At 71.8% G+C, this 19,393-nt stretch carries 17 protein-coding genes; 4 read left to right on the top strand and 13 right to left on the bottom strand.

Going from position 1 to position 19,393, the window contains the following annotated elements:
* Positions 1 to 17: 17 nt before the first annotated feature.
* From serS to ACZ4E1_RS10130, 8 genes are all read right to left on the bottom strand, one after another.
* Positions 18 to 1,289, bottom strand: a complete 1,272-nt coding sequence (gene serS / locus ACZ4E1_RS10165; RefSeq protein WP_467537700.1) for a serine--tRNA ligase — start codon at positions 1,287 to 1,289, stop codon at positions 18 to 20.
* Between the two features lie 614 nt (positions 1,290 to 1,903).
* Complete coding sequence (gene pheA, locus ACZ4E1_RS10160; RefSeq protein WP_467537698.1) at positions 1,904 to 2,839, bottom strand: prephenate dehydratase; 936 nt, start codon at positions 2,837 to 2,839, stop codon at positions 1,904 to 1,906.
* Positions 2,840 to 2,891: 52 nt separating this feature from the next.
* Entirely contained in the window at positions 2,892 to 4,166 is a 1,275-nt protein-coding gene (efeB, locus tag ACZ4E1_RS10155) for an iron uptake transporter deferrochelatase/peroxidase subunit (RefSeq protein ID WP_467537696.1), read from the bottom strand.
* A 6-nt stretch (positions 4,167 to 4,172) separates the two neighbouring features.
* Positions 4,173 to 6,161: a copper resistance CopC/CopD family protein gene (locus tag ACZ4E1_RS10150; RefSeq protein WP_467537694.1), complete on the bottom strand. Its 1,989-nt coding sequence runs from the start codon at positions 6,159 to 6,161 to the stop codon at positions 4,173 to 4,175.
* Positions 6,162 to 6,175: 14 nt separating this feature from the next.
* Positions 6,176 to 6,655 (bottom strand): copper chaperone PCu(A)C, encoded by a 480-nt coding sequence (locus ACZ4E1_RS10145; RefSeq protein WP_467537692.1) that lies wholly within the window; start codon positions 6,653 to 6,655, stop codon positions 6,176 to 6,178.
* Positions 6,652 to 7,359, bottom strand: a complete 708-nt coding sequence (locus tag ACZ4E1_RS10140) for an SCO family protein (protein ID WP_467537690.1) — start codon at positions 7,357 to 7,359, stop codon at positions 6,652 to 6,654. Before ACZ4E1_RS10140 ends, ACZ4E1_RS10145 begins: the two co-directional genes overlap by 4 nt.
* A gap of 78 nt (positions 7,360 to 7,437) precedes the next feature.
* A complete protein-coding gene (locus tag ACZ4E1_RS10135; RefSeq protein WP_467537688.1) occupies positions 7,438 to 8,181 on the bottom strand; it encodes a YcnI family copper-binding membrane protein in 744 nt (247 codons plus the stop codon).
* A 146-nt stretch (positions 8,182 to 8,327) separates the two neighbouring features.
* Entirely contained in the window at positions 8,328 to 9,119 is a 792-nt protein-coding gene (locus ACZ4E1_RS10130) for a hypothetical protein (RefSeq protein ID WP_467537686.1), read from the bottom strand.
* Between the two features lie 216 nt (positions 9,120 to 9,335).
* On the opposite strand from ACZ4E1_RS10130, the gene ACZ4E1_RS10125 reads away from it, so the two are divergent.
* Positions 9,336 to 9,779 carry an ATP-binding protein gene (locus ACZ4E1_RS10125; protein ID WP_467537684.1) on the top strand — a complete coding sequence of 148 codons (444 nt, stop codon included), beginning with the start codon at positions 9,336 to 9,338 and terminating at the stop codon, positions 9,777 to 9,779.
* 41 nt (positions 9,780 to 9,820) lie between these two features.
* On the opposite strand, the gene ACZ4E1_RS10120 is transcribed toward ACZ4E1_RS10125, so the two are convergent.
* Together ACZ4E1_RS10120 and ACZ4E1_RS10115 are read right to left on the bottom strand one after the other, a co-directional pair.
* Positions 9,821 to 11,272, bottom strand: coding sequence for an aminopeptidase P family protein (locus ACZ4E1_RS10120; protein WP_467537683.1), 1,452 nt, complete (start codon positions 11,270 to 11,272; stop codon positions 9,821 to 9,823).
* Between the two features lie 107 nt (positions 11,273 to 11,379).
* The gene (locus ACZ4E1_RS10115; protein WP_467537682.1) at positions 11,380 to 12,786 is read right to left on the bottom strand and encodes a PP2C family protein-serine/threonine phosphatase; all 1,407 of its coding nucleotides are present in this window, start codon (positions 12,784 to 12,786) and stop codon (positions 11,380 to 11,382) included.
* 653 nt (positions 12,787 to 13,439) lie between these two features.
* Between ACZ4E1_RS10115 and ACZ4E1_RS10110 the strand changes: the two genes are divergently transcribed.
* The gene (locus ACZ4E1_RS10110) at positions 13,440 to 14,135 is read left to right on the top strand and encodes a bifunctional DNA primase/polymerase (protein ID WP_467537680.1); all 696 of its coding nucleotides are present in this window, start codon (positions 13,440 to 13,442) and stop codon (positions 14,133 to 14,135) included.
* Positions 14,136 to 14,191: 56 nt separating this feature from the next.
* Positions 14,192 to 14,782: a hypothetical protein gene (locus ACZ4E1_RS10105; RefSeq protein WP_467537678.1), complete on the top strand. Its 591-nt coding sequence runs from the start codon at positions 14,192 to 14,194 to the stop codon at positions 14,780 to 14,782.
* A 272-nt stretch (positions 14,783 to 15,054) separates the two neighbouring features.
* Here ACZ4E1_RS10105 and ACZ4E1_RS10100 read toward each other — a convergent pair whose 3' ends face one another.
* From ACZ4E1_RS10100 to ACZ4E1_RS10090, 3 genes are all read right to left on the bottom strand, one after another.
* The gene (locus ACZ4E1_RS10100; RefSeq protein ID WP_467537676.1) at positions 15,055 to 16,026 is read right to left on the bottom strand and encodes a DUF5926 family protein; all 972 of its coding nucleotides are present in this window, start codon (positions 16,024 to 16,026) and stop codon (positions 15,055 to 15,057) included.
* Positions 16,027 to 16,152: 126 nt separating this feature from the next.
* The gene (locus ACZ4E1_RS10095; protein WP_384617394.1) at positions 16,153 to 16,791 is read right to left on the bottom strand and encodes an ATP-binding protein; all 639 of its coding nucleotides are present in this window, start codon (positions 16,789 to 16,791) and stop codon (positions 16,153 to 16,155) included.
* Between the two features lie 72 nt (positions 16,792 to 16,863).
* Entirely contained in the window at positions 16,864 to 17,679 is an 816-nt protein-coding gene (locus ACZ4E1_RS10090) for a glycerophosphodiester phosphodiesterase (protein WP_467537674.1), read from the bottom strand.
* Between the two features lie 261 nt (positions 17,680 to 17,940).
* On the opposite strand from ACZ4E1_RS10090, the gene ACZ4E1_RS10085 reads away from it, so the two are divergent.
* A complete protein-coding gene (locus tag ACZ4E1_RS10085) occupies positions 17,941 to 19,374 on the top strand; it encodes a S1C family serine protease (protein WP_467537673.1) in 1,434 nt (477 codons plus the stop codon).
* Positions 19,375 to 19,393 lie beyond the last annotated feature (19 nt).

Raw genomic sequence — 19,393 nt, 5'->3', positions numbered from 1 at the left:
GCGGGTTCACGAACGCCCTACTTGGGCTCGAGAACCGTTCGTCCCCCCAGGTACGGGCGCAGGACCTCGGGCACCCGTACGGAGCCGTCGGCCTGCTGGTGATTCTCCAGGATCGCGACGATCGTGCGCGGAACGGCGCACAGCGTGCCGTTCAGCGTGGCGAGCGGCTGGACCTTCTTGCCGTCGCGCATGCGGACCGACAGACGACGGGCCTGGAACCCGTCGCAGTTCGACGCCGAGGTCAGCTCGCGGTACTTGCCCTGGGTCGGGATCCACGCCTCGCAGTCGAACTTGCGCGAGGCCGAGGAGCCGAGGTCACCCGTGGCGACGTCGATCACCTGGAAGGGCAGTTCGAGGCCGGTCAGCCACTGCTTCTCCCACTCCAGGAGCCGCTTGTGCTCGTTCTCCGCGTCGGCCGGGTCGATGTACGAGAACATCTCGACCTTGTCGAACTGGTGCACGCGGAAGATGCCGCGGGTGTCCTTGCCGTACGTGCCGGCCTCGCGGCGGAAGCAGGGGGAGAAGCCCGCGTAGCGCAGCGGCAGCTGGCTCGCGTCGAGGATCTCGTCCATGTGGTACGCGGCGAGCGGGACCTCGGAGGTGCCGACCAGGTAGTAGTCGTCCTTCTCCAGGTGGTACACGTTCTCCGCGGCCTGGCCGAGGAAGCCCGTGCCCTCCATGGCGCGCGGGCGCACCAGTGCGGGGGTCAGCATCGGGATGAAGCCGGCCTCGGTGGCCTGGGCGATCGCCGCGTTGACGAGCGCGAGCTCCAGGAGGGCGCCGACGCCCGTCAGGTAGTAGAAGCGCGAGCCGGAGACCTTCGCGCCCCGCTCGACGTCGATGGCACCGAGCGCCTCGCCGAGCTCCAGGTGGTCCTTGGGCTCGAAGCCCTCGGCGCCGAAGTCACGGATCGTGCCGTGCGTCTCCAGGACGACGAAGTCCTCCTCGCCGCCGCGCGGGACGTCGGGGTGCACGATGTTGCCCAGCTGGAGGGCGAGGGTCTTGGTCTCCTCCTCGGCCTCGCGCTGCTCGGCCTCGGCCGCCTTCACCTCGGCCTTGAGGGCCTCGCCCTTCTTGAGCAGCTCCGCGCGCTCCTCGGGCGTGGCCTTGCCCATGAGCTTGCCGAGCGCCTTCTGCTCGGAGCGGAGTTCGTCGAAGCGGAGCCCGGACGACCTGCGCCGCTCGTCGGCGGACAGGACGGAGTCGACGAGGGCGACGTCCTCTCCACGGGCGCGCTGGGAGGCGCGAACACGGTCGGGGTCCTCACGGAGCAGGCGAAGGTCAATCACCCCTCAAGGCTACCGTCGTGCGCTCGCGGCTCATGCCCCGATATCCGGGGCCCGGCGAAACGGCGGTTTATGTCCCATTTGCCGGAATGTGCATTTAGCCTGGAATGCAAGATCGGGAACCCCGTCAAGGAAAAGCGGGCCGGTCCCTGAATAGGGGCAGCGGGCGGGCGGGGCCTTGACCTGACTCCCTTGCGGCGTACGGAATTTGGCGCTCGCCATCCACAGGAATTCACCGTTCCGAAAAGTTATCCACAGGCTGTGCGGGAGATCTGTGGACTGCGGAAGAGATCGTTCCGAAAGCCGCATGTGGAGCGAAGCATTCTCGATCCAAACCCGCTTCGGACTCACTTTCGGGTGGAAATGCTTCACTCTGAAGAGTTGATCGACGGAAATGGGTGGACGAGGGGTGACGTGCGGGCCTGTGGAGGGAGTTGGGGTCGGTAGGGCGATTTGTCGACGGAATCGCCCCTTCCTGTCGACTTGTCCCCAGGTCGAGAAGGGCACCTGTGGATAACTTCTGTGGATGAAGAAAATCCGCTGGTAGGACCGGTGGTCCAGACCGCGAAGAGCCGGGCCCGACGGTGGAAAACCGGGCCCGGCTGTGGGAAACGGAGCTAGAAGCGGCCGTCCTGGCAGCGGGCCAGCCAGTCCGACGCGGCCATGAACTCACCATCCGAGGTCCCGGCCCGCGGCGTCCGCACGTCCGCGACGGAGACGCCCGCCCGCGGATACGAGCCGAGGTACCGCACCTGCGGGCACCTCCGCTTCAGCCCCATCAGCGCCTCCGCCACCCGGCGGTCCGAGATGTGCCCCTCGGCGTCGATCGCGAAGCAGTAGTCACCGATCCCCGTGCCGGTCGGCCGGGACTGCAGCAGCACCAGGTTGACCCCGCGGATCGCGAACTCCTGCAGCAGCTCCATCAGCCCGCCGGGGTGGTCGTCGCTCTGCCAGATGACCACGGACGTCTTGTCGGCCCCGGTCGGCGCCGCGGGCCGGGCCGGCCTGCCCACCAGGACGAACCGGGTCTGCGCGTTCTCCGCGTCGTGGATGTCGGTGACCAGGGGGGTCAGCCCGTAGCGCTCGGCCGCGAAGACACCGGCGAACGCGGCGTCGAAGCGGCCCTCCTGCACGAGCCGGGCACCGTCCGCGTTCGACGCCGCGGACTCCCAGGTCACGTCGCCCGCCAGATGGGTCTTCATCCAGTTCCGCACCTGGGGCTGGGCCGCCGGGTGCGCCGTCACCGTCTTGATGTCCGACAGCTGCGTACCGGGCCGCACGAGCAGCGCGAAGGTGATGTCGAGCAGCACCTCGCGGTAGATCATCAGCGGCTCGCCCGCGACGAGCTCGTCGAGCGTCGTCGTGATGCCGCCCTCGACCGAGTTCTCGATCGGCACGAACGCGGCCTCGGCCTCGCCGGCCCGGACGGCGTCGAGCGCCGCCGGCACCGACACCATGGGGACCAGCTCCCGGGTGGCCGTCTCCGGGAGCGTGCGCAGGGCGACTTCGGTGAAGGTGCCCTCGGGGCCGAGATACGCGTAGCTGGCTGGCATGCAGTCACCCTAATGCGGCCAGGGCCCGGTCCGCCCCGGGTCCTGGCCGGGCTCAGCCCTCCAGCAGGGACTGCCCCACGTATCCGCCCTTCGTGGCGCCGCCCGGCACGGCGAACAGGCCGCTCGACTCGTGCCGGATGAACTCCGACAGGGCGTCGCCCCGGTCGAGTTTGCGCTGCACCGGCACGAAACCGCGCAGCGGATCCGCCTGCCAGCAGATGAACAGCAGGCCCGCGTCCGGCGAGCCGTCCGCCGCGATGCCGTCGTGGAAGGAGAACGGGCGGCGCAGCATCGCGGCCCCGCCGTTCTGGTCCGGCCGGCTGATGCGGGCGTGCGCGTTGATCGGCACCACGAGATCACCGTCCGGGCCCGTCTTCTCCAGGTCCGGCTCGGTCGTCTCGGAGCCGCCGCTGAGCGGGGCGCCCGTCGACTTCCGGCGCCCGATGACCGCCTCCTGGGCCGACGCGCCGAGCTTCTCCCAGTCGTCGAGCAGCATCCGGATGCGGCGCACGACGGCGTACGAACCGTTCGCCATCCAGTCGGGGGAGCCCGAGCCGGGCACGAAGATCCGCCGGTCGAAGTCGGTGTCGGTCGGCTTCGGGTTGTTGGTGCCGTCGACCTGGCCCATGAGGTTGCGGGCGGTCATCGGGTGAGCGGTGGCGCCGGGCGAACGGTTGAAGCCGTTCATCTGCCAGCGCACCTTCGCCGCCCCGCCCGCGTCCTTCTGGATCGCGCGCAGGGCGTGGAAGGCGACCAGCGAGTCGTTCGCGCCGATCTGCACCCACAGGTCGCCGTTGCTGCGCGCCTTGTCGAGGTGGTCGGAGAAGAAGTCCGGCAGCGGGTCGAGCGCGCCCGGCCGCTGCTTCTCCAGGCCGGTACGGGCGAAGAAGCTGTGCCCGAAACCGAAGGTGATCGTCAGCGAGGAGGGGCCCGCGTCCCGCGCGACGTCCGTGTCGTCCGCGCCGGCGGGCTCCCCTGCCATCAGCCGCTCGGCCGTCGCCGACCAGCGGCGCAGCAGCGCGGCCGCCTCCTTGCGCCCTGCTCCGGCCGCGAGGTCGAACGCCACGACATGGCCGCGGGCCTGCATCGGCGTGGTGATCCCCGGCTGATGTTTCCCGTGAAACATCACCCGGTCCGCGCCGAGCGAGGTCAGCGCGGCCTGCTGTTCCGGCGCGTTCGCCGAGGCCACGGCGTATCCGGCGCCCGCTCCGACGGCGCCGAGGGCGACGCCGGTCGCCCCGGCCGTGCCGATCAGGCGGCGGCGGGAGATGCCGGTGGTGCCGGGCCCGGAGGTGTCCGTGGCCGTACGGCTCTGGGTGTCAGCCATGGTGGTTCAGCCGATCTTCGCGTTCTTGGTGACGGTCGCCTGGTCGATGTCGGAGGTGCGCACGGTCACCGCGATCTTCCACTCGCCCGCCACGGGTATCTGTACGCCGCTCGCGGTCCAGTGTCCCGTGGCGATGCGGTCGGGCACGACGGACAGCGGGCCGATCTTCTTCGCCTCCTGGGTGAAGGCGACCTTCACCTCGGGGACGTCGAAGGCCTTGCCGTTGGGGCGCAGCACATAGACGTGCATGTCGTTGTCGCCGGTGCGGCCCGGGTCCACGTCGAGCAGGACCGAGCCCTTGCCGTCGGCGGAGCCCGTGTCGAACGGCATCTTCAGGGAGACCGGCCCCGCCTGCGTCTGCGCGGCGGCGCCCGCGGCCTTGGCCTCCTCCTCCGTACGGCCCGGCTCGGTGCTGGTCAGGATCGTGGTGACGACGAGCAGGACCACGGCGACGCCGGCCTCGGCGAGCACCGAGCGGCGCAGTCCGAAGCGCTGCGGGTCGGCGTCGCGCACCCGCTTCTCGCGGGCGCTGGCCATCGCGGCGCGCTGCCGGGCGAGCTGCGCGGCCCGTTCGGGGCTCTCGCCGTCCTTGCCGCCGCTCTTGCCGGACCCGGAGGACCCGGAGGACCCGGAGGACCCGGAGGACCCGGAGGACCCGGAGGACCCGGAGGACCCCGCGTCCGCCTTGCTCTGGGCACCGCCCCCGACCTCGACCGGCTCCTTCGTCCCGGCCGTCCGCTGCTCGACCACGGTCGCGGTGAGCGCCTGCTCGGCGATCCGGCCGGTCCAGCGGCGGGAGATCCAGGCGATGCCGACGAGTAGCGCCACGAGCCCGATCTTGATCAGGAGCAGCTGTCCGTAGCGGGTGCCGGTCAGCGCCGACCAGGAGCCGACCTGCCGCCACGACTGGTAGAGCCCGGTCGCCGCGAGCACGACGACGCTGCCGAACGCGACCCGGGAGAAGCGGCGCACCGCCGAGGCCTCGATCGAGGGCGCCCGGTACAGCGCGACGAGCAGCGCGCTCAGCCCGCCGAACCAGGTGGCGACGGCCAGCAGGTGCAGTACGTCGACGGGCATCGCGACGCCGGTCTGGATGCCGGTGGAGGCGTGCTCGGCCATGGCCCAGGTGGCCCCGAGCCCGGCGGCGACGACCGCGCCACCGACGGCCAGCCCGAAGGTGAGGTCCTTGAGCTCCTTCTTGTCGCCGTCCTCGGCGCGCTTCACATAGGCGCCGAACAGGACGGCGATGAAGAGCGCGGCGGCGGCGAGCAGCAGCAGCCGGGAGGTGAGCGCCGCGCCGGACTTCGTCTGGAGGACCTGGCCGAGCAGCGTCATGTCGAAGACGTCGCCGAGCTTCCCGGAGCCGGTGTAGGCGCCGCGCATCAGCAGCATGGCGATGGTGGAGGCGGTCAGCGCGGTCCAGCCCGCCACGACGACACGCTGCACCGGCTTGATCCCGGCGCCGCGCGGCCAGCAGGCGAGCACGAACACGGCGCCGCCCACGAGGAGCACGTAGCCCGCGTAGGCGAGGTAGCGCGTGACGCCGTAGAGGGCGCCGACGACGCCTCCGCCCGCGTTCTGGTCGGTCAGCACCGCGGAGGTCTTGGAGGGGGCGCCGATCGAGAAGGTGAAGGCGCCCGAGACGGGGTGGCTGTCGGCCGACACGACCTGGTAGGCGACGGTGAACGTGCCGTCCGGCAGGCCGGAGTGCAGGCCGACGGTGTACTTCGTGCCACCGGCGCCGCGCGCCTTGCCGTCGTCGACCCGCTTGCCCGCGGGGTCGAGCACGCGCAGCGAGTCGTCCGACAGGGCGACGGTCTCGGAGAAGGTGAGCGTCACCCGCTTGGGCGCCGTCTCGACCACCGCTCCCTGCTGGGGATCGCTGCCGGTCAGCGCGGCGTGCGCGGACACGGGAGCGGCACCGGCCAGGAGCGCGCCGGTGACGGCGAGGAACAGCAGCACCAGGTGCCGGAAACGGGGAGCGATGGTCTTCACGTGCGGTCAGCCCCTCAATGAGACGCGTGCGACGTCGGGTTGTAGGTGGCGGCCTTCACCGGGAAGTCGGCCTTCACGGTGCCGGACTCGGCGAAGTGCAGCTCCACGGACACCTTGTCGCCCTCCTTCGGCTTCCGCTTCAGGTTCTCGAACATGAGGTGGTTGGCGCCGCGCTCGAAGTCCAGCTCGCCGTTCGCGGGCACCGCGAACGACTCCTGCTCCTTCATCACGCCGTCCTTGGTCGTGTGCAGGGTGACCTGGCCGGCGATCTCGCTGCTGACGGACTTCAGGGTGTCGGCCGCGCCGCCGTTGTGGACGACGAAGAAGCCGGCCGCCATGTCGCCGGAGGCGGGTTCGGGGATGAACGCGCCCTCGACCTTCAGGTCCGGCGCGTCCGCGTCCCCGTCGGCGGAGCCGGAGCCGCACGCGGTGAGGGCGAGGCCCGCCGCCAGCGTCAGGGCGCCGAGTGCGAGCGGGGTCCGTACGCGGCTCACGGCCGGGCCCCCTTGACGATCTTCGGCAGGTCCTTGGTGTAGTCGTCCACCGTGGCGTCCTCGCCGTACAGGACGTAACCGGCGTCGGTCTTCGGCGAGAACGCGATGACCTGGGTGCCGTGCATCGACACGAGCTTGCCGTTCTTGTCCTTCTGGGTCGGCTCGATGGAGATGCCGATGGTGCGGGCGCCGCCCTGGATGGTGGCGAAGTCACCGGTCAGGCCGATGAAGTCGGCGTCCTGCGCCTTGAGCCACTTGCCGAGCACGGCCGGGGTGTCACGGTCCGGGTCGGTCGTGACGAAGACGACCTGGAGCTTGTCCTGCTCGGACCGGGGCAGGGCCTTCTTGGCGACGGCGATGTTGCTCATCGTCAGCGGGCAGACGTCCGGGCAGTGGGTGTAGCCGAAGTAGATCAGTGTCGGCCTGCCCTTGGTCCGCTCGCGCAGGTCGAACTTCTTGCCGTGCGTGTCCGTGAGGACCAGGTCCGGCTTCTCGAACGGCTTGTCGAGCACGGTCGCGGCCTTCTGCGAACCGGCCTCGGTCGACACCTCGGTGACCGGCTCGGCGCTGTCGTCGCTGCCGGTGCCGCACGCGGAGAGCGCGAAGGCGGCCGCCGTGACCAGTCCGGCGGCGGCGAACAGCGTCTTCCTGCCCGCCTTCTTGTCGCGCGACTGCTTGCTCGTCTTCTTCATGGTGTTGCGCATAGAAAAACGTCCCATAGGTGAGGGTCCGGCCCGCGCCGGGGTCGCCCACCGCGACCCCGGCGCGGAACCGAGGGTGGCTCAGTTGTTGGTACGCCGACGGCCCGCCAGGACGCCGAACGCCACACCGGCGGCGCCGACGAGGATGCCGACGATGCCGAGCGTGCGGGCGGTGGTGTCGCTGGTGGAGCTGTCGGAAGCGGCCTCGGTGGAGGCCGAGGCCTGCTTCTTGTCGTCCTTGGCGGCGGCGCCCGCCGCCCCGTGACCGTCCTCCTCGGCGGCCGTCAGAGCGAGGACCGGCGCAGGGCTCTCCGGCTCCTCCTGGCCCTCCTGCGGGGCCTCGATCCAGCGCACGACCTCCTTGTCGTCGTACGTCTGGAGGGCCTTGAAGACGAGCTGGTCGGTGTCGGTCGGCAGCTGGCCGATGGAGAGCGGGAACTTCTGGAAGTAGCCCGGCCGGACGCCCTTGTCGTCACCCGAACCGGTCGCGGTCCAGGTCACCTTGGAGACGACCTCGCTGATCTTCTGGCCGTGCATCTCCAGCGGCTTGTCCAGCTTCGACTTCGTCACCTTCGCCTCCCAGCCCGGCACCGGCTCGGGCATCACCGAGGCGAGCGGGTGGTCGGTCGGGAAGGAGACCTCGAGCTTGACCGTCGAGGCGTCGTCGCGCTCGTTCGGCACCTTGAAGTCGACCACGGCGTACCCGCCCTTGGCGGCCGGACCCTCGGGCTGCACGGACACGTGCGCGAAGGCCGGGACGGACAGCAGGGCGACGGAGGAGACGGCGGCGGCACCGACGAGAGCGGCGCGGGACATCTTCTTCATGAGAGGAGAACTCCACAGTGAGCGGGACCCCTGAGGGGTCCGTCGGAGGATGAGGAGCGCGCCCGGAGACGGGCACGCGCGCGTGCCGCACGGCAGCACGCCTCGCCTCCCGCGTCACGCGGTGGAGGTGGAGTACGGGTGCCGTGTCAGGCAGCGAGAAGGAACGCGTCCTCGGCGGGTGGCCCGCGCCGGCTCACCGAGTGCTGGAGCACGGCGGCCCGCAGCCGCGGCGGCGCCGGGAACCCGGCACGCGGCGCGCACCCGAGCCCCGAGGGAACCTCCGTGAGGCCCGCGCGCAGGACGCGGACGAGGGCGAGCGCCGCCCGCAGGGACCGTACGAACGCCCCCTCGGCGACCATCTGCGCCGAGGCCCGCGAGAGCCGCAGGGCGCCGCTCAGGGCGAGGTCGCCGCAGCGCAGCAGCCAGCCGGCGCCGGCGGCGGCGAGCAGGTGCCCGAGCAGCATGGGCAGCGACGGCATCAGCGCCATCGCGCCGGCCGCGCCGGTCATGTGGTGCTGCGCCTCGCCGCTCGGCAGCCCGGCGTCGTCGAGGATCCGCTGCGCCTGGACCGGGCTGAGCGCCGAGGCACCCGCCCCGCACATCAGCCGCGCGGCGCGCTCGACCACGGACGGTTCGGCGGTCCCCATCGCCATGGTGCTGTGCTGCTGGCCGACCCCGAAGAGCGTGTGGAGGCCGATCTGGCCGACGCCCTGGAGGGCGGCGATGCCCGGCAGCGCGCGCTCGCGGCCCGCGAGGGGCACGGCGGCGCAGAAGACGGTCAGGAAGCCCAGCGAGAGCGTCCACAGGGGGACGGTGGCCGTGGACCCGAGGACGTGCCCCGCCGCGGACAGCACGACGCAGACCGCGGCGAACACCGCGGCCCTCAGCAGCCGGAGATCGGCCGCGCTGCGCGCCTGGCGCGGGTGGGGGGCAGACATGGCGGCCTCATCATCGCACTGGGCCCCTCGGCGCGGTGCGGCAGGTCCGCAAGGTCCGGAAATCTCCCCGTCGAGCTCCCTGGAGATCTCCTTTACAACGGGGACAGTACGGATCGCATCCGCCATATGGGCGGTATCACGTCAACCGCGCGATTGCGCGCGGGCGGTGACGGCAATACGTATCGGTATGTCGAGCCGCGGCCGGGAGGCGGGAGCATGAGCATCTGGTGGTCCCTCCGTCTGCGCCGCGAAGCGGCGAGCGTCCCGCTCGCCCGACGCCTCCTCCTGGGCGCCATGGAGACGGCCGGTGTCGACCCCGACATCTCCTTCGACCTGTCCGTCGCCCTCAGCGAGGCGTGTGCGAACGCGGTGGAGCACGGCGGCGCGTCCGAGACGGGCGGCACCTCGGGGGCGTACGAGGTGACGGCCTACCTGGAGGGCGAGCGCTGTCGCATCGAGGTGGCCGACTCCGGTCCGGGTTTCCCCGCCGTGCGGGGCCGCGCGCCGAGCTCGCACGCGGAGAACGGCCGGGGACTGTGCCTCATCGAGGAACTCTCCGACCACGTCGACTTCGAGAACCGGCCGGGCCACGGCGGTGCCGTCGTCAGCTTCGACAAGATCCTCAAGTGGAAGAAGGACGCGCCCCTTGTAGCGGTGTGACCACTACAAGGGGCGCGTTTTTCTGTGCTCTGTGGCGACGGTCAGCCCTTGAGGCGGGCCATCCACGCCTCGACCTCGTCGGCCCGCCGCGGCAGACCGGACGACAGGTTCTCGTTGCCGCCCTCGGTGACGAGGATGTCGTCCTCGATCCGGACGCCGATGCCGCGGTACTCCTGCGGCACCGTCAGGTCGTCGGCCTGGAAGTACAGACCGGGCTCGACGGTGAGCACCATGCCGGGCTCCAGCGTGCCGTCCACGTACGTCTCGGTCCGCGCGACGGCGCAGTCGTGGACGTCCATGCCGAGCATGTGACCGGTGCCGTGCAGCGTCCAGCGGCGCTGCAGCCCGAGCTCCAGGACCCGCTCGACCGGGCCCTCGACCAGGCCCCACTCGACGAGCTTCTCGGCGAGCACGCGCTGCGCGGCGTCGTGGAAGTCGCGGTACTTGGCGCCGGGCTTCACGGCCGCGATACCGGCCTCCTGGGCCTCGTACACGGCGTCGTAGATCTTCCGCTGGATCGCGCTGTACGTGCCGTTGATCGGCAGCGTGCGGGTGACGTCGGCGGTGTAGTACGTGTGCGTCTCGACGCCCGCGTCCAGGAGGAGCAGGTCGCCGGAGCGGACCGCGCCGTCGTTGCGGACCCAGTGCAGGGTGCAGGCGTGCGGGCCGGCGGCGCAGATGGAGCCGTAGCCGATGTCGTTGCCCTCCACGCGCGCGCGGAGGAAGAACGTGCCCTCGATGTAGCGCTCGGAGGTCGCCTCGGCCTTGTCGAGGACCTTCACGACGTCCTCGAAGCCGCGCACGGTGGAGTCGACGGCCTTCTGCAGCTCGCCGACCTCGAACGCGTCCTTCACGAGGCGGGCCTCGGACAGGAAGACGCGCAGCTCCTCGTCGCGCTCGGCGGTGACCTTGTCGGCCAGGGCCGCCTCGATGCCGGCGTCGAAGCCGCGCACCACGCGGACGGGGCCGGTGGCCTCGCGCAGCGCGTCGGCGAGCTCGCGCACGTCCGAGGCGGGGATGCCGTAGAGCGTGGCGGCCTCGGTGAGGGAGTGGCGGCGGCCGACCCACAGTTCGCCCTGGCCGTCGAGCCAGAACTCGCCGTTCTCGCGGTCCGAGCGCGGCAGGAGGTAGATCGTCTCCTTGTGGCCGTCCGCGGTGGGCTCCAGGACGAGGACGCCGTCCTCCGTCTGGTTGCCGGTCAGGTACGCGTACTCGACGGAGGCGCGGAAGGCGTACTCCGTGTCGTTCGAGCGGGTCTTGAGGTTGCCCGCGGGGACCACGATGCGCTCGCCGGGGAAGCGGGCGGAGAGGGCCTTGCGGCGGGCGGCGGTCTCGGCGGCCTGGGCGATGGGCCGCAGATCGTGCAGCTCCGTGTCGGCCCAGCCGGACTTCATGTTCTCGGCGAGCTCGTCGGACACGCCCGGGTAGAGGCCGTTCTTGCGCTGCTTGATGGGCTCTTCGTCCGGGGTCTCCGGGGTGAGCTCCTGCGACACGGTTCCTCCTGTTTGCAGCCTGTATAGGGCGATGGACCCCCTCCATCGTACGAGCGTACGGAAGGGCGACCAGGGCCGGAGGACCCTTACCGGCTGTGCGCGGACGCCTACTCGAAGCGGGCGGCCAGGAGGACGACGTCCTCGTCGCTGTCGGCGGTGTCGAGGCCGTCGGGGAGCACGGCGTGCAGCACGTGGTCGGCGATCGCGCCGGGGTCGTCGCGGATGGTGCGCGGGACGCCGGCGGCCGCCGCGTGCAGCCGGGCGAAGGCGCGGTCCATGGGGTCGCCGGTGCGGTGCAGCAGCCCGTCGGTGTAGAGCAGCACCGTTTCGCCCGGTTCGGGCTCGACCTCCGTGCTCGGCGCCTCCCAGCAGGCGAGCATGCCGAGTGGCGCGGACAGCGTCGTCTCGACGAACTCGGTGCGGCGGGCGCCGATCAGGAGCGGCGGGCTGTGTCCCGCACCCGCGAGAACGATCTTGCGCTGGGCGGGCTCGCAGTAGGCGAACAGGGCGGTGGCGCTGCGCGCGGGCTCGGTGAGCCGCAGCAGCAGTTCGAGATCCGACAGGACCGCGACCGGGTCCTCGCCCTCCATGACGGCGTACGCCCGCAGGGAGGCGCGCAGCCGGCCCATCGCGGCGACCGCGCTCGCGCCGCAGCCGGTGACGGAGCCGACGGCGAGGCCGAGCGCGCCCTCGGGCAGCGGCAGGGCGTCGTACCAGTCGCCGCCGCCGCGCGGTCCGGTGCGGTGGCGCGCGGCGAGCTGGACGCCGGCCACGCGGGGGAGCCGGGGCGGCAGCAGTTCGTCGGAGACCGTGCGCGCCCACGCGCGCGTGCGCTCCAGTTCGAGGAGGCGGTCCAGGTGCTCGGTGGCGTAGCGCGCGTACAGGCCCACGAGGTGGCGTTGGCGCTCGACGGGCTCGGCGGGCTCGTCGTAGAGCCAGACGGCGGCGCCGATCCGGCCCGCGGCGTCGGTGGCGAGCGGCAGCGCGTAGCTGGCCGCGTAGCCGAGGCGGGCGGCGACCTCGCGGTGGCGCGGGTCGAGCCCGTCCTCGGAGAGCAGGTCGGTGTGGACCTCGGGGTCGGTGGTGAGCCCGTCGAGGATCCGCCCGTACGAGGTGGCGCCGCGCGGCACGGTCTCGATGTGACCGAGGTCGGGGCGGGACAGGCCGAGGCCGACGGTGGTGTCAGGGCCGCGGCCGTCGCCGGGTTCGAGCACGACGAGACCGCGCCGGGCGCCCACCAGGGCGGCTCCGGCGCGCAGCAGTTCGTGCAGGGCGTCCTCGAGCACGGCGGTGCGGGCGAGCCGCTCCGTGAGTTCGTGCAGGGTCGTGAGGTCCGAGACCCAGCCGGCGAGGCGGTCCTGGATCAGGGCGGAGGGGGCGGGCGTCGGCGGCGACGCGGCCGGTGTCCGTGACGGTGCGGGGGCCGGGGCGGACGAGACCGTGTGGGCAGGAGGGGGAACCTGTCCAGAAGGGGCATCGATTCCGGCCACTTTCGGCAGGCGCGGGGTTGTCATGGCTTCCGGCTTTCTGACCGGTGCATTTCGCTCCATTGCATGGCAAACCCCCATGTCAGCCTTATCAGCTCTGCGCCGCCAGCAGTGGTTCCACATCTACACGCACTGGAGAGGGGATGTCCAGCATTGTCCTGCTGGGATTCCTGGTGTCCGTGGTGGTCACGTGACTGCTGTTTCGACATGATCTCTGACCCTTCTCGGATCGACCGTGCGAAACCCTGCCGATTCGTCCCATTCCAGTTTGGCCAAAAACTGACCGGGGGATGGGTGTATTGCGGTCGACTGGCCTGGTTCGACGGAGCGTCACTACGGTCACGATGGGTACGTACTCGGTGAAGACCAGGGCCAGTTGGGATCGAGACCCCGGAACCTGGTGACGGACCCGGGCGTCATAACCATCGACGACCGTGCCCCATCCTCCCGCGAGGGAGGCGGCGAGAAATACGCGGGACGGCAAACGCCAGGCGTCGCCACCCCACGCCAGGCTTTTGAAGGACACAGCAGGCGCTCGGACCATAGGGGTCACCCCTGCCCGAGGCCGGCGGTCCCGGCCGGTACCAGGCGCTCCACCATGTACGCGCAGTGACTGTTCGACACATAGTGTGATGTGGCCCACAGCGTTCTCTTCGGTCAACGGAAAGGAACGAGCGCTCATGCGCGAGATCCCCGGAAGGCGACGCAGGCTCCTGTCCAGGCGTGACCACGGGAAGTCTGACCTGCTCAGCGCGGCCCTCACGTTCGCGACAGCGTGGCGGTGGCCGGTTCTGCCCGGCATAGGGCTCGAGACGGCGGGGCGCCGGGACGGCGTCCGCTGCGCGTGCCCCGACCCGGAGTGCACGGTGCCCGGCGCACACCCGTTCGACCCCGGACTGCTCGCGGCGACGACCGACGCGCGCATGGTCCGCTGGTGGTGGACGAAGCGCCCCGACGCGCCGATCGTGCTCGCCACCGGCGCCTCCTCCGGACCGGCCGGCGGGCGCGCGCCCTGCGCCGTGAGCCTGCCCGCCGCCGCGGGCGCCCGCGCGCTCGCGGTCCTCGACCGGGCGGGCATCCGGCTCGGCCCGGTGCTCGCGACCTCCGAGCGCCTCATGATCCTCGTGGCGCCCTACACGATGGAGCAGCTCGGCGAGCTCCTGTACGCCAAGGACTTCGTCCCCGGCTCCCTGCGCTTCCACGGCGAGGGCGGGTACATCACCCTGCCGCCGTCCACGACGGGCGCGGGCCCGGTCCGCTGGGAGCGCGCGCCGCTGCCCGGTTCGGCCGAGCCCTGGGTGCCGGACGTGGAGGCCGTGGTGGACGCGGTGGTGGACGCCCTCACTCGTACGGGTGTGAGCGCCCCCGAGTTGTGAGCCGTCGGGGCGCGCGGCGCGCCGGCGGGGTCGGGCGGCCCCGCTATGTTCGGCGCATGCCTCCCGCGCCCCCTCCCGCCCCGGACCAGGTCACGCCCCCGCCCGGGCACCGGAGGCCGCACACCCGCCTCCGCCTGTCCGGGCTCGCCTGCGCCGTGGTCCTCGCCGCGGCGCTCCCCCTGGCCGGGGCCTTCGCCGGACCGGTGGACGAGGGGTCGCACGGCGACGCGGCTCCCGGCGACACGGTTCCCGAGGGCCGGGGCCCCGAGCACTCGGCTCCCGCGGCCCGGTCGCTCGTCGGCGCCCTGGGCCGCTCCACGGTCTCCCGGTGCGGCCCCCAACTGGTCTCCCCCGAGGGTGTGGAGGCGCAGACCTGCGTGCTCACCCAGGGTGACGAGACGTGGGCGCGCACGTACTACCGGAACGCGACCGGCGCCGCGTTGTCCGCGGTGCTGACCCTCATGGCGCCGGACGGGCGCACGGTGCAGATCACGTGCGCGGTGGGCGGCGGTGACGAGCCGGGACTGTGCGAGACGCCGCGGGGCCGCACGCACGGCGCGGCCTCGGAACACCAGGCGGTGGCGGAGTACGCGAGCGATGCGGAGAGCCCGCTGCTGCTGCGCTCGGGGAGCAACTCGGCGCCGTAGTACCGGAGTTGATCGGTGTCCACGGGGGTGCGGCCCGGCCGCGGGCATGAAAACGCCCGGTTGCTGGCGACGGGGGATGCACCAGCAACCGGGCTATCTGAACGGTAACAAGAGATCGGCAGTTCGCAAATTCGATCTCTTCTATTCGGACATGGATTTACCTGCGACTACCGGGAGTTGTGACCGGAGTCACCTCTTCCGGAGGGGTTTTCCGGTGCCCGAGGGGCTGACCGGTCGGTCAGTGCGGGTCGGGCCCCGGTGGTCGCCGCGGGTCAGCTGAGCGTGACCTGTCGGTTGGTGAGGCCGCCCCGTGCGCGCCGCTCGTCGGCGGTCAGCGGAGCGTCCGAGGCCAGCGCCTCGGCGAGCCGCTCGGCGAACTCGGCGGCCGGCTTCTCGACGTCCTCGGCCTTCGTCGCGCTCGGCAGGTCCCAGACCGGGACGGTCAGCCCGTGCGCCCGGAACGAGCCCACCAGGCGCGTGCCCTCGCCCAGCGAGGACCGGCCGGCCGCGTGCAGCCGCGCCAGCGCGTCGAGGAGCTTCTCCTCCGGGTGCGGCATGACCCACCGCAGGTGGTTCTTCTCCGGCGTCTCGCACCAGTAGGCGCTGTCCACCCCGGTCAGCTTGACCGTCGGGATCGCCGCGGCGTTGGCCCGCTCCAGGGAGGCGGTCACGTCCGCCGACGCGTTCTCCGAGTCCGGGACCCAGAACTCGAAGCCCGTGTGGACGACCGGCTCGAAGGCGGCCTTCGGGTCGAGCACGTCCTGCAGGCGCGGGCCGTCGGAGGGCACGCGGCGCGCCGGCACCGGGTTGCCCGGCTCCGTCTCCAGGGCGCGCTGCAGGGTGTCGGCCAGGTCGCGGCTCAGGTCGCCCGACGGCGTGTCGTTCTGCAGGCCGATCAGCACCGAGCCGTCCTCGCGGCGCAGCCCGGGCCACGCCATGGGCAGCACGGTCGCGAGGGTGACCGACGGGACGCCCTCGGGCAGCCCGTCCTTCAGCGTCAGCTCGACCGTCGCCGCCGGGACCAGCTCGCGCAGCGCGATCCAGTCGCCCTCGCCGACGAGGCCCTCGAAGGGGCGCTGCACCAGCTCGGTCACGGCGTGCGCGGCGGCCCGGCCGTGACAGGCCTTGTAGCGGCGACCGCTGCCGCACGGGCAGGGTTCACGCGCCCCGACGACCGGGAAGTCCCCCTCGGCTCCACTGGTGATGTGCGGCTTGCCCTTTGTCTGGGGGCGCTTCTTGGCCATCTTGGGTGTCTCCCGGATACGGCTCTCGTACGTACTCGCGCGAGCCTAGCCGCTCGTACCGGCCGGCGGCCGACCTGAGACCGACAAGAGGGCGGCGGCGCCCAACTGACCACCGGGGAGCGGTGGTCAGCCCAGATCGTCGAACGCGTCCGCGAAATCCAGGCCCGCCAGATCGGCCACGGCCGGAGCTCCTACGCGCGTCGCGAAGTCCTCGCGACGGTGCATGGCCGCTTCGGCGTGCACGTCCTTGTGCACGACCACCCAGACCGTCACCTCGCCCCGGGCGTCGTCGCGGACGCCCCAGTCGTCGGACAGGGCCGTGATGATGTTGAGCCCGCGGCCGCCGTGTGCGGTGACCGAGGGAGTGGCCGGAACCGGGCGGGTCGGGCCGCCGCCGTCCGTCACCTCGACCGTGAGACATCCCCGGTCGTCGACCCGCCACGCGGCTCTCACGTCCCCGTCGCCGGCCAGATCGTCGCCCAGCGGCCTGCCGTGCCGGCACGCATTGCTGAGCAGCTCGGAAAGAATCAGAACGGCATCGTCGATCACTGATTCGGACACGCCGCCGGACCGCAGCTGGTCACGCATCCGATGTCTTGCCGCACCCACGCCCGCAGGGCCATGGGGTACGGCCATGCTCGACGACGCGGGCACCTCCTGTGCCACCACCAACGCCACCCCCGAGACCTCCTTTGCCCCACGCCACGGTGTGAATGCCCCAATGGACTGGACCGGAAACCGGCCAATCCGGGTCCCGTGACGCACTCATGACGATCGACTACGCACCGAACGCGCCGGAGCACTCCCCGTGACAGAGGGGTGTGAAAGTGGCCGGAATCAGCCCCTGTCGAGCCGGCGCAGCACCGCCGCGGGCCGGTTGGTGATGATCGCGTCGACGCCGAGCCGCACACAGAGGTCGACGTCCTCCGGCTCGTTCACCGTCCATACGTGGACGTGGTGCCCCGCACGCATGAGCTTCTCCACATAGGCGGGGTGGTTGCGCACGATCCGCATGCTGGGGCCCGCGATGCCCACGCCCTTGGGCAGCCGCCCCTCCCTGTGGCGCGGCGACACGAACTGCATCAGGTAAACGGTCGGCAGCGTCGGCGACGCCTCCCGCACGCGCGCGAGGGAGCGCGCGGAGAAGCTCATCACCCGTACGGGAGAGGGCTCGTCCGGCGTCGGTGCGTCCAGGCCGAAGCGCTTGAGGAGGTGCAGCAGCCGCTCCTCCACCTGGCCGGCCCAGCGCGTGGGGTGCTTCGTCTCGATCGCCAGCTCCACCGGCCGTCCGGCGTCGGCGACGAGCTCCAGCAACCGCTCCAGGGTGAGCACCGAGGTGTCCGCGGACGGCGCCGACGAGCTGCTCGCCCAATCGGGCCCCTCCTCGGGGTCCTTCCAGGAGCCGAAGTCGAGCGCGGCGAGATCCGCGAGCTCCAGGGCCGAGACCGCCCCGCGGCCGTTCGACGTACGGTTGACGCGGCGGTCGTGCACGCAGACGAGGTGGCCGTCCGCCGTGAGCCGCACATCGCATTCGAGGGCGTCGGCGCCGTCCTCGATCGCCTTCTTGTAGGCGGCCAGCGTGTGCTCGGGGGCGTCCTCCGAGGCACCGCGATGGGCGACGACCTGGATGCGTTGCTGTGGTGCGTGGGTCACCGCGTCATGGTGCCACCGTGCGACGCGCGACCGGGAAGAACCGGCCCAGCGGATGCGTCCGTTTCGCCGCACATAAAGGATGGCTACAGACGCACAGGCTCGGCTTATGGTGCCCTGACGTCTCGTGGGAAAAGCTGACCGCGTACAACAGCACGACCGGGTCGTGACAGGACCATGCCGGACCGGCGTCACCTGTGACGGTCCCGGACCGTCACAGGCCATGCCCATGGACCGAACAGCCGTGGATCGAGGAGAGAAGCTGTGAGCACCGAGAACGAGGGCACCGAGCACCCCCCGGCCCCGTCCGCACCCCCCGTGCCGGTGGACACTCCCGCTGCTCCCGCGCCGGCGGCGCAGCACGACCCCGCCGCCGACCCCGGAGCGCAGCCGCCCCACCCGGCGGGACCCGCCCCCGCGGGCGACTGGCCGCCCCCGCCGCCGGCCGTCCCCGCGTACGCCTCGGGCGGCGCGGGCGGCGCGGGCCACACCCCCGGTGACGGCGGCGGCTCCTGGGGCTCGGGCGGCGGCCAGAACCACTGGGGCGCCGGGTACCAGCCGCCGCAGCCCAAGCAGGGCGGCCGGCGCGGGCTGCTCGCCGGGGTCGTCGCCGCGGCGCTGATCGCGGGCGCGGTCGGCGGCGGCATCGGCTACTGGGCCGCGGAGCGGGGCGACGACGGGGGCACCGGCTCCACCACCGTCTCCGCGTCCAACCCGGCCGACCTCAAGCGCGACCCGGGCACGGTCGCGTCCATCGCCGCCAGGGCGCTGCCCAGCACGGTCACCATCGAGGCCGAGGGCAACAGCGGCGAGGGCGGCACCGGCACCGGCTTCGTGTACGACAAGGAAGGCCACATCCTCACCAACAACCACGTGGTGGCGGAGGCGGTCGACGGCGGCAAGCTCTCGGCGACGTTCTCGAACGGCAAGAAGTACGACGCCGAGGTCATCGGCCACGCGCAGGGCTACGACGTCGCGGTCATCAAGCTCAAGAACGCGCCGAACGACCTGCGGCCGCTCACGCTCGGCAACTCGGACAAGGTCGCGGTCGGCGACTCCACCATCGCGATCGGCGCGCCCTTCGGTCTGTCGAACACGGTGACCACGGGCATCGTCTCCGCGAAGGACCGCCCGGTCGCCTCCAGCGACGGCTCGGGCAACAGCAAGGCGTCGTACATGAGCGCCCTGCAGACCGACGCCTCGATCAACCCCGGCAACTCCGGCGGCCCGCTGCTCGACGGCAACGGGAACGTGATCGGCATCAACTCGGCCATCCAGTCCGCCTCCAGCGGCGGTCTCGGCGGCTCGGGCCAGTCCGGCTCGATCGGCCTCGGCTTCGCCATTCCGATCAACCAGGCCAGGATGGTCGCCGAGCAGCTCATCAAGACCGGTGAGCCGCTCTACCCGGTGATCGGCGCGTCCGTCTCCCTGGAGGAGGGCACGGGCGGCGCGAAGATCACCGAGCAGGGCGCGAGCGGCGCCGCGGCCGTCACGCCGAACGGCCCGGCGGCCAAGGCGGGCCTCAAGCCCGGCGACGTGATCACCAAGCTCGACGACACCGTGATCGACTCCGGCCCGACCCTGATCGGCCAGATCTGGACCCACAAGCCCGGCGACACGGTGAAGCTCACGTACACGCGCGACGGCAAGGACCACACCGTCGACGTGACCCTGGGCGAGCGCAAGGGCGACAGCTGACGGACCGACCACCGGACCT

This window comes from Streptomyces sp. NPDC025806 (assembly GCF_055558275.1).
The sequence above is the reverse complement of the archived record's forward strand: the minus strand, read 5'-3'. Positions and strand labels throughout refer to the sequence as shown.

Bases quoted from the DNA above. Each gene is read 5' to 3' on its own strand.
- ACZ4E1_RS10130 (WP_467537686.1), bottom strand. From the start codon at position 9,119: ATGTCTGCCCCCCACCCGCGCCAGGCGCGCAGCGCGGCCGATCTCCGG.
- ACZ4E1_RS10125 (WP_467537684.1), top strand. From the start codon at position 9,336: ATGAGCATCTGGTGGTCCCTCCGTCTGCGCCGCGAAGCGGCGAGCGTC.
- ACZ4E1_RS10100 (WP_467537676.1), bottom strand. From the start codon at position 16,026: ATGGCCAAGAAGCGCCCCCAGACAAAGGGCAAGCCGCACATCACCAGT.
- ACZ4E1_RS10140 (WP_467537690.1), bottom strand. From the start codon at position 7,359: ATGCGCAACACCATGAAGAAGACGAGCAAGCAGTCGCGCGACAAGAAG.
- ACZ4E1_RS10105 (WP_467537678.1), top strand. From the start codon at position 14,192: ATGCCTCCCGCGCCCCCTCCCGCCCCGGACCAGGTCACGCCCCCGCCC.
- ACZ4E1_RS10115 (WP_467537682.1), bottom strand. From the start codon at position 12,786: ATGACAACCCCGCGCCTGCCGAAAGTGGCCGGAATCGATGCCCCTTCT.
- pheA (WP_467537698.1), bottom strand. From the start codon at position 2,839: ATGCCAGCCAGCTACGCGTATCTCGGCCCCGAGGGCACCTTCACCGAA.
- ACZ4E1_RS10110 (WP_467537680.1), top strand. From the start codon at position 13,440: ATGCGCGAGATCCCCGGAAGGCGACGCAGGCTCCTGTCCAGGCGTGAC.
- ACZ4E1_RS10135 (WP_467537688.1), bottom strand. From the start codon at position 8,181: ATGAAGAAGATGTCCCGCGCCGCTCTCGTCGGTGCCGCCGCCGTCTCC.
- efeB (WP_467537696.1), bottom strand. From the start codon at position 4,166: ATGGCTGACACCCAGAGCCGTACGGCCACGGACACCTCCGGGCCCGGC.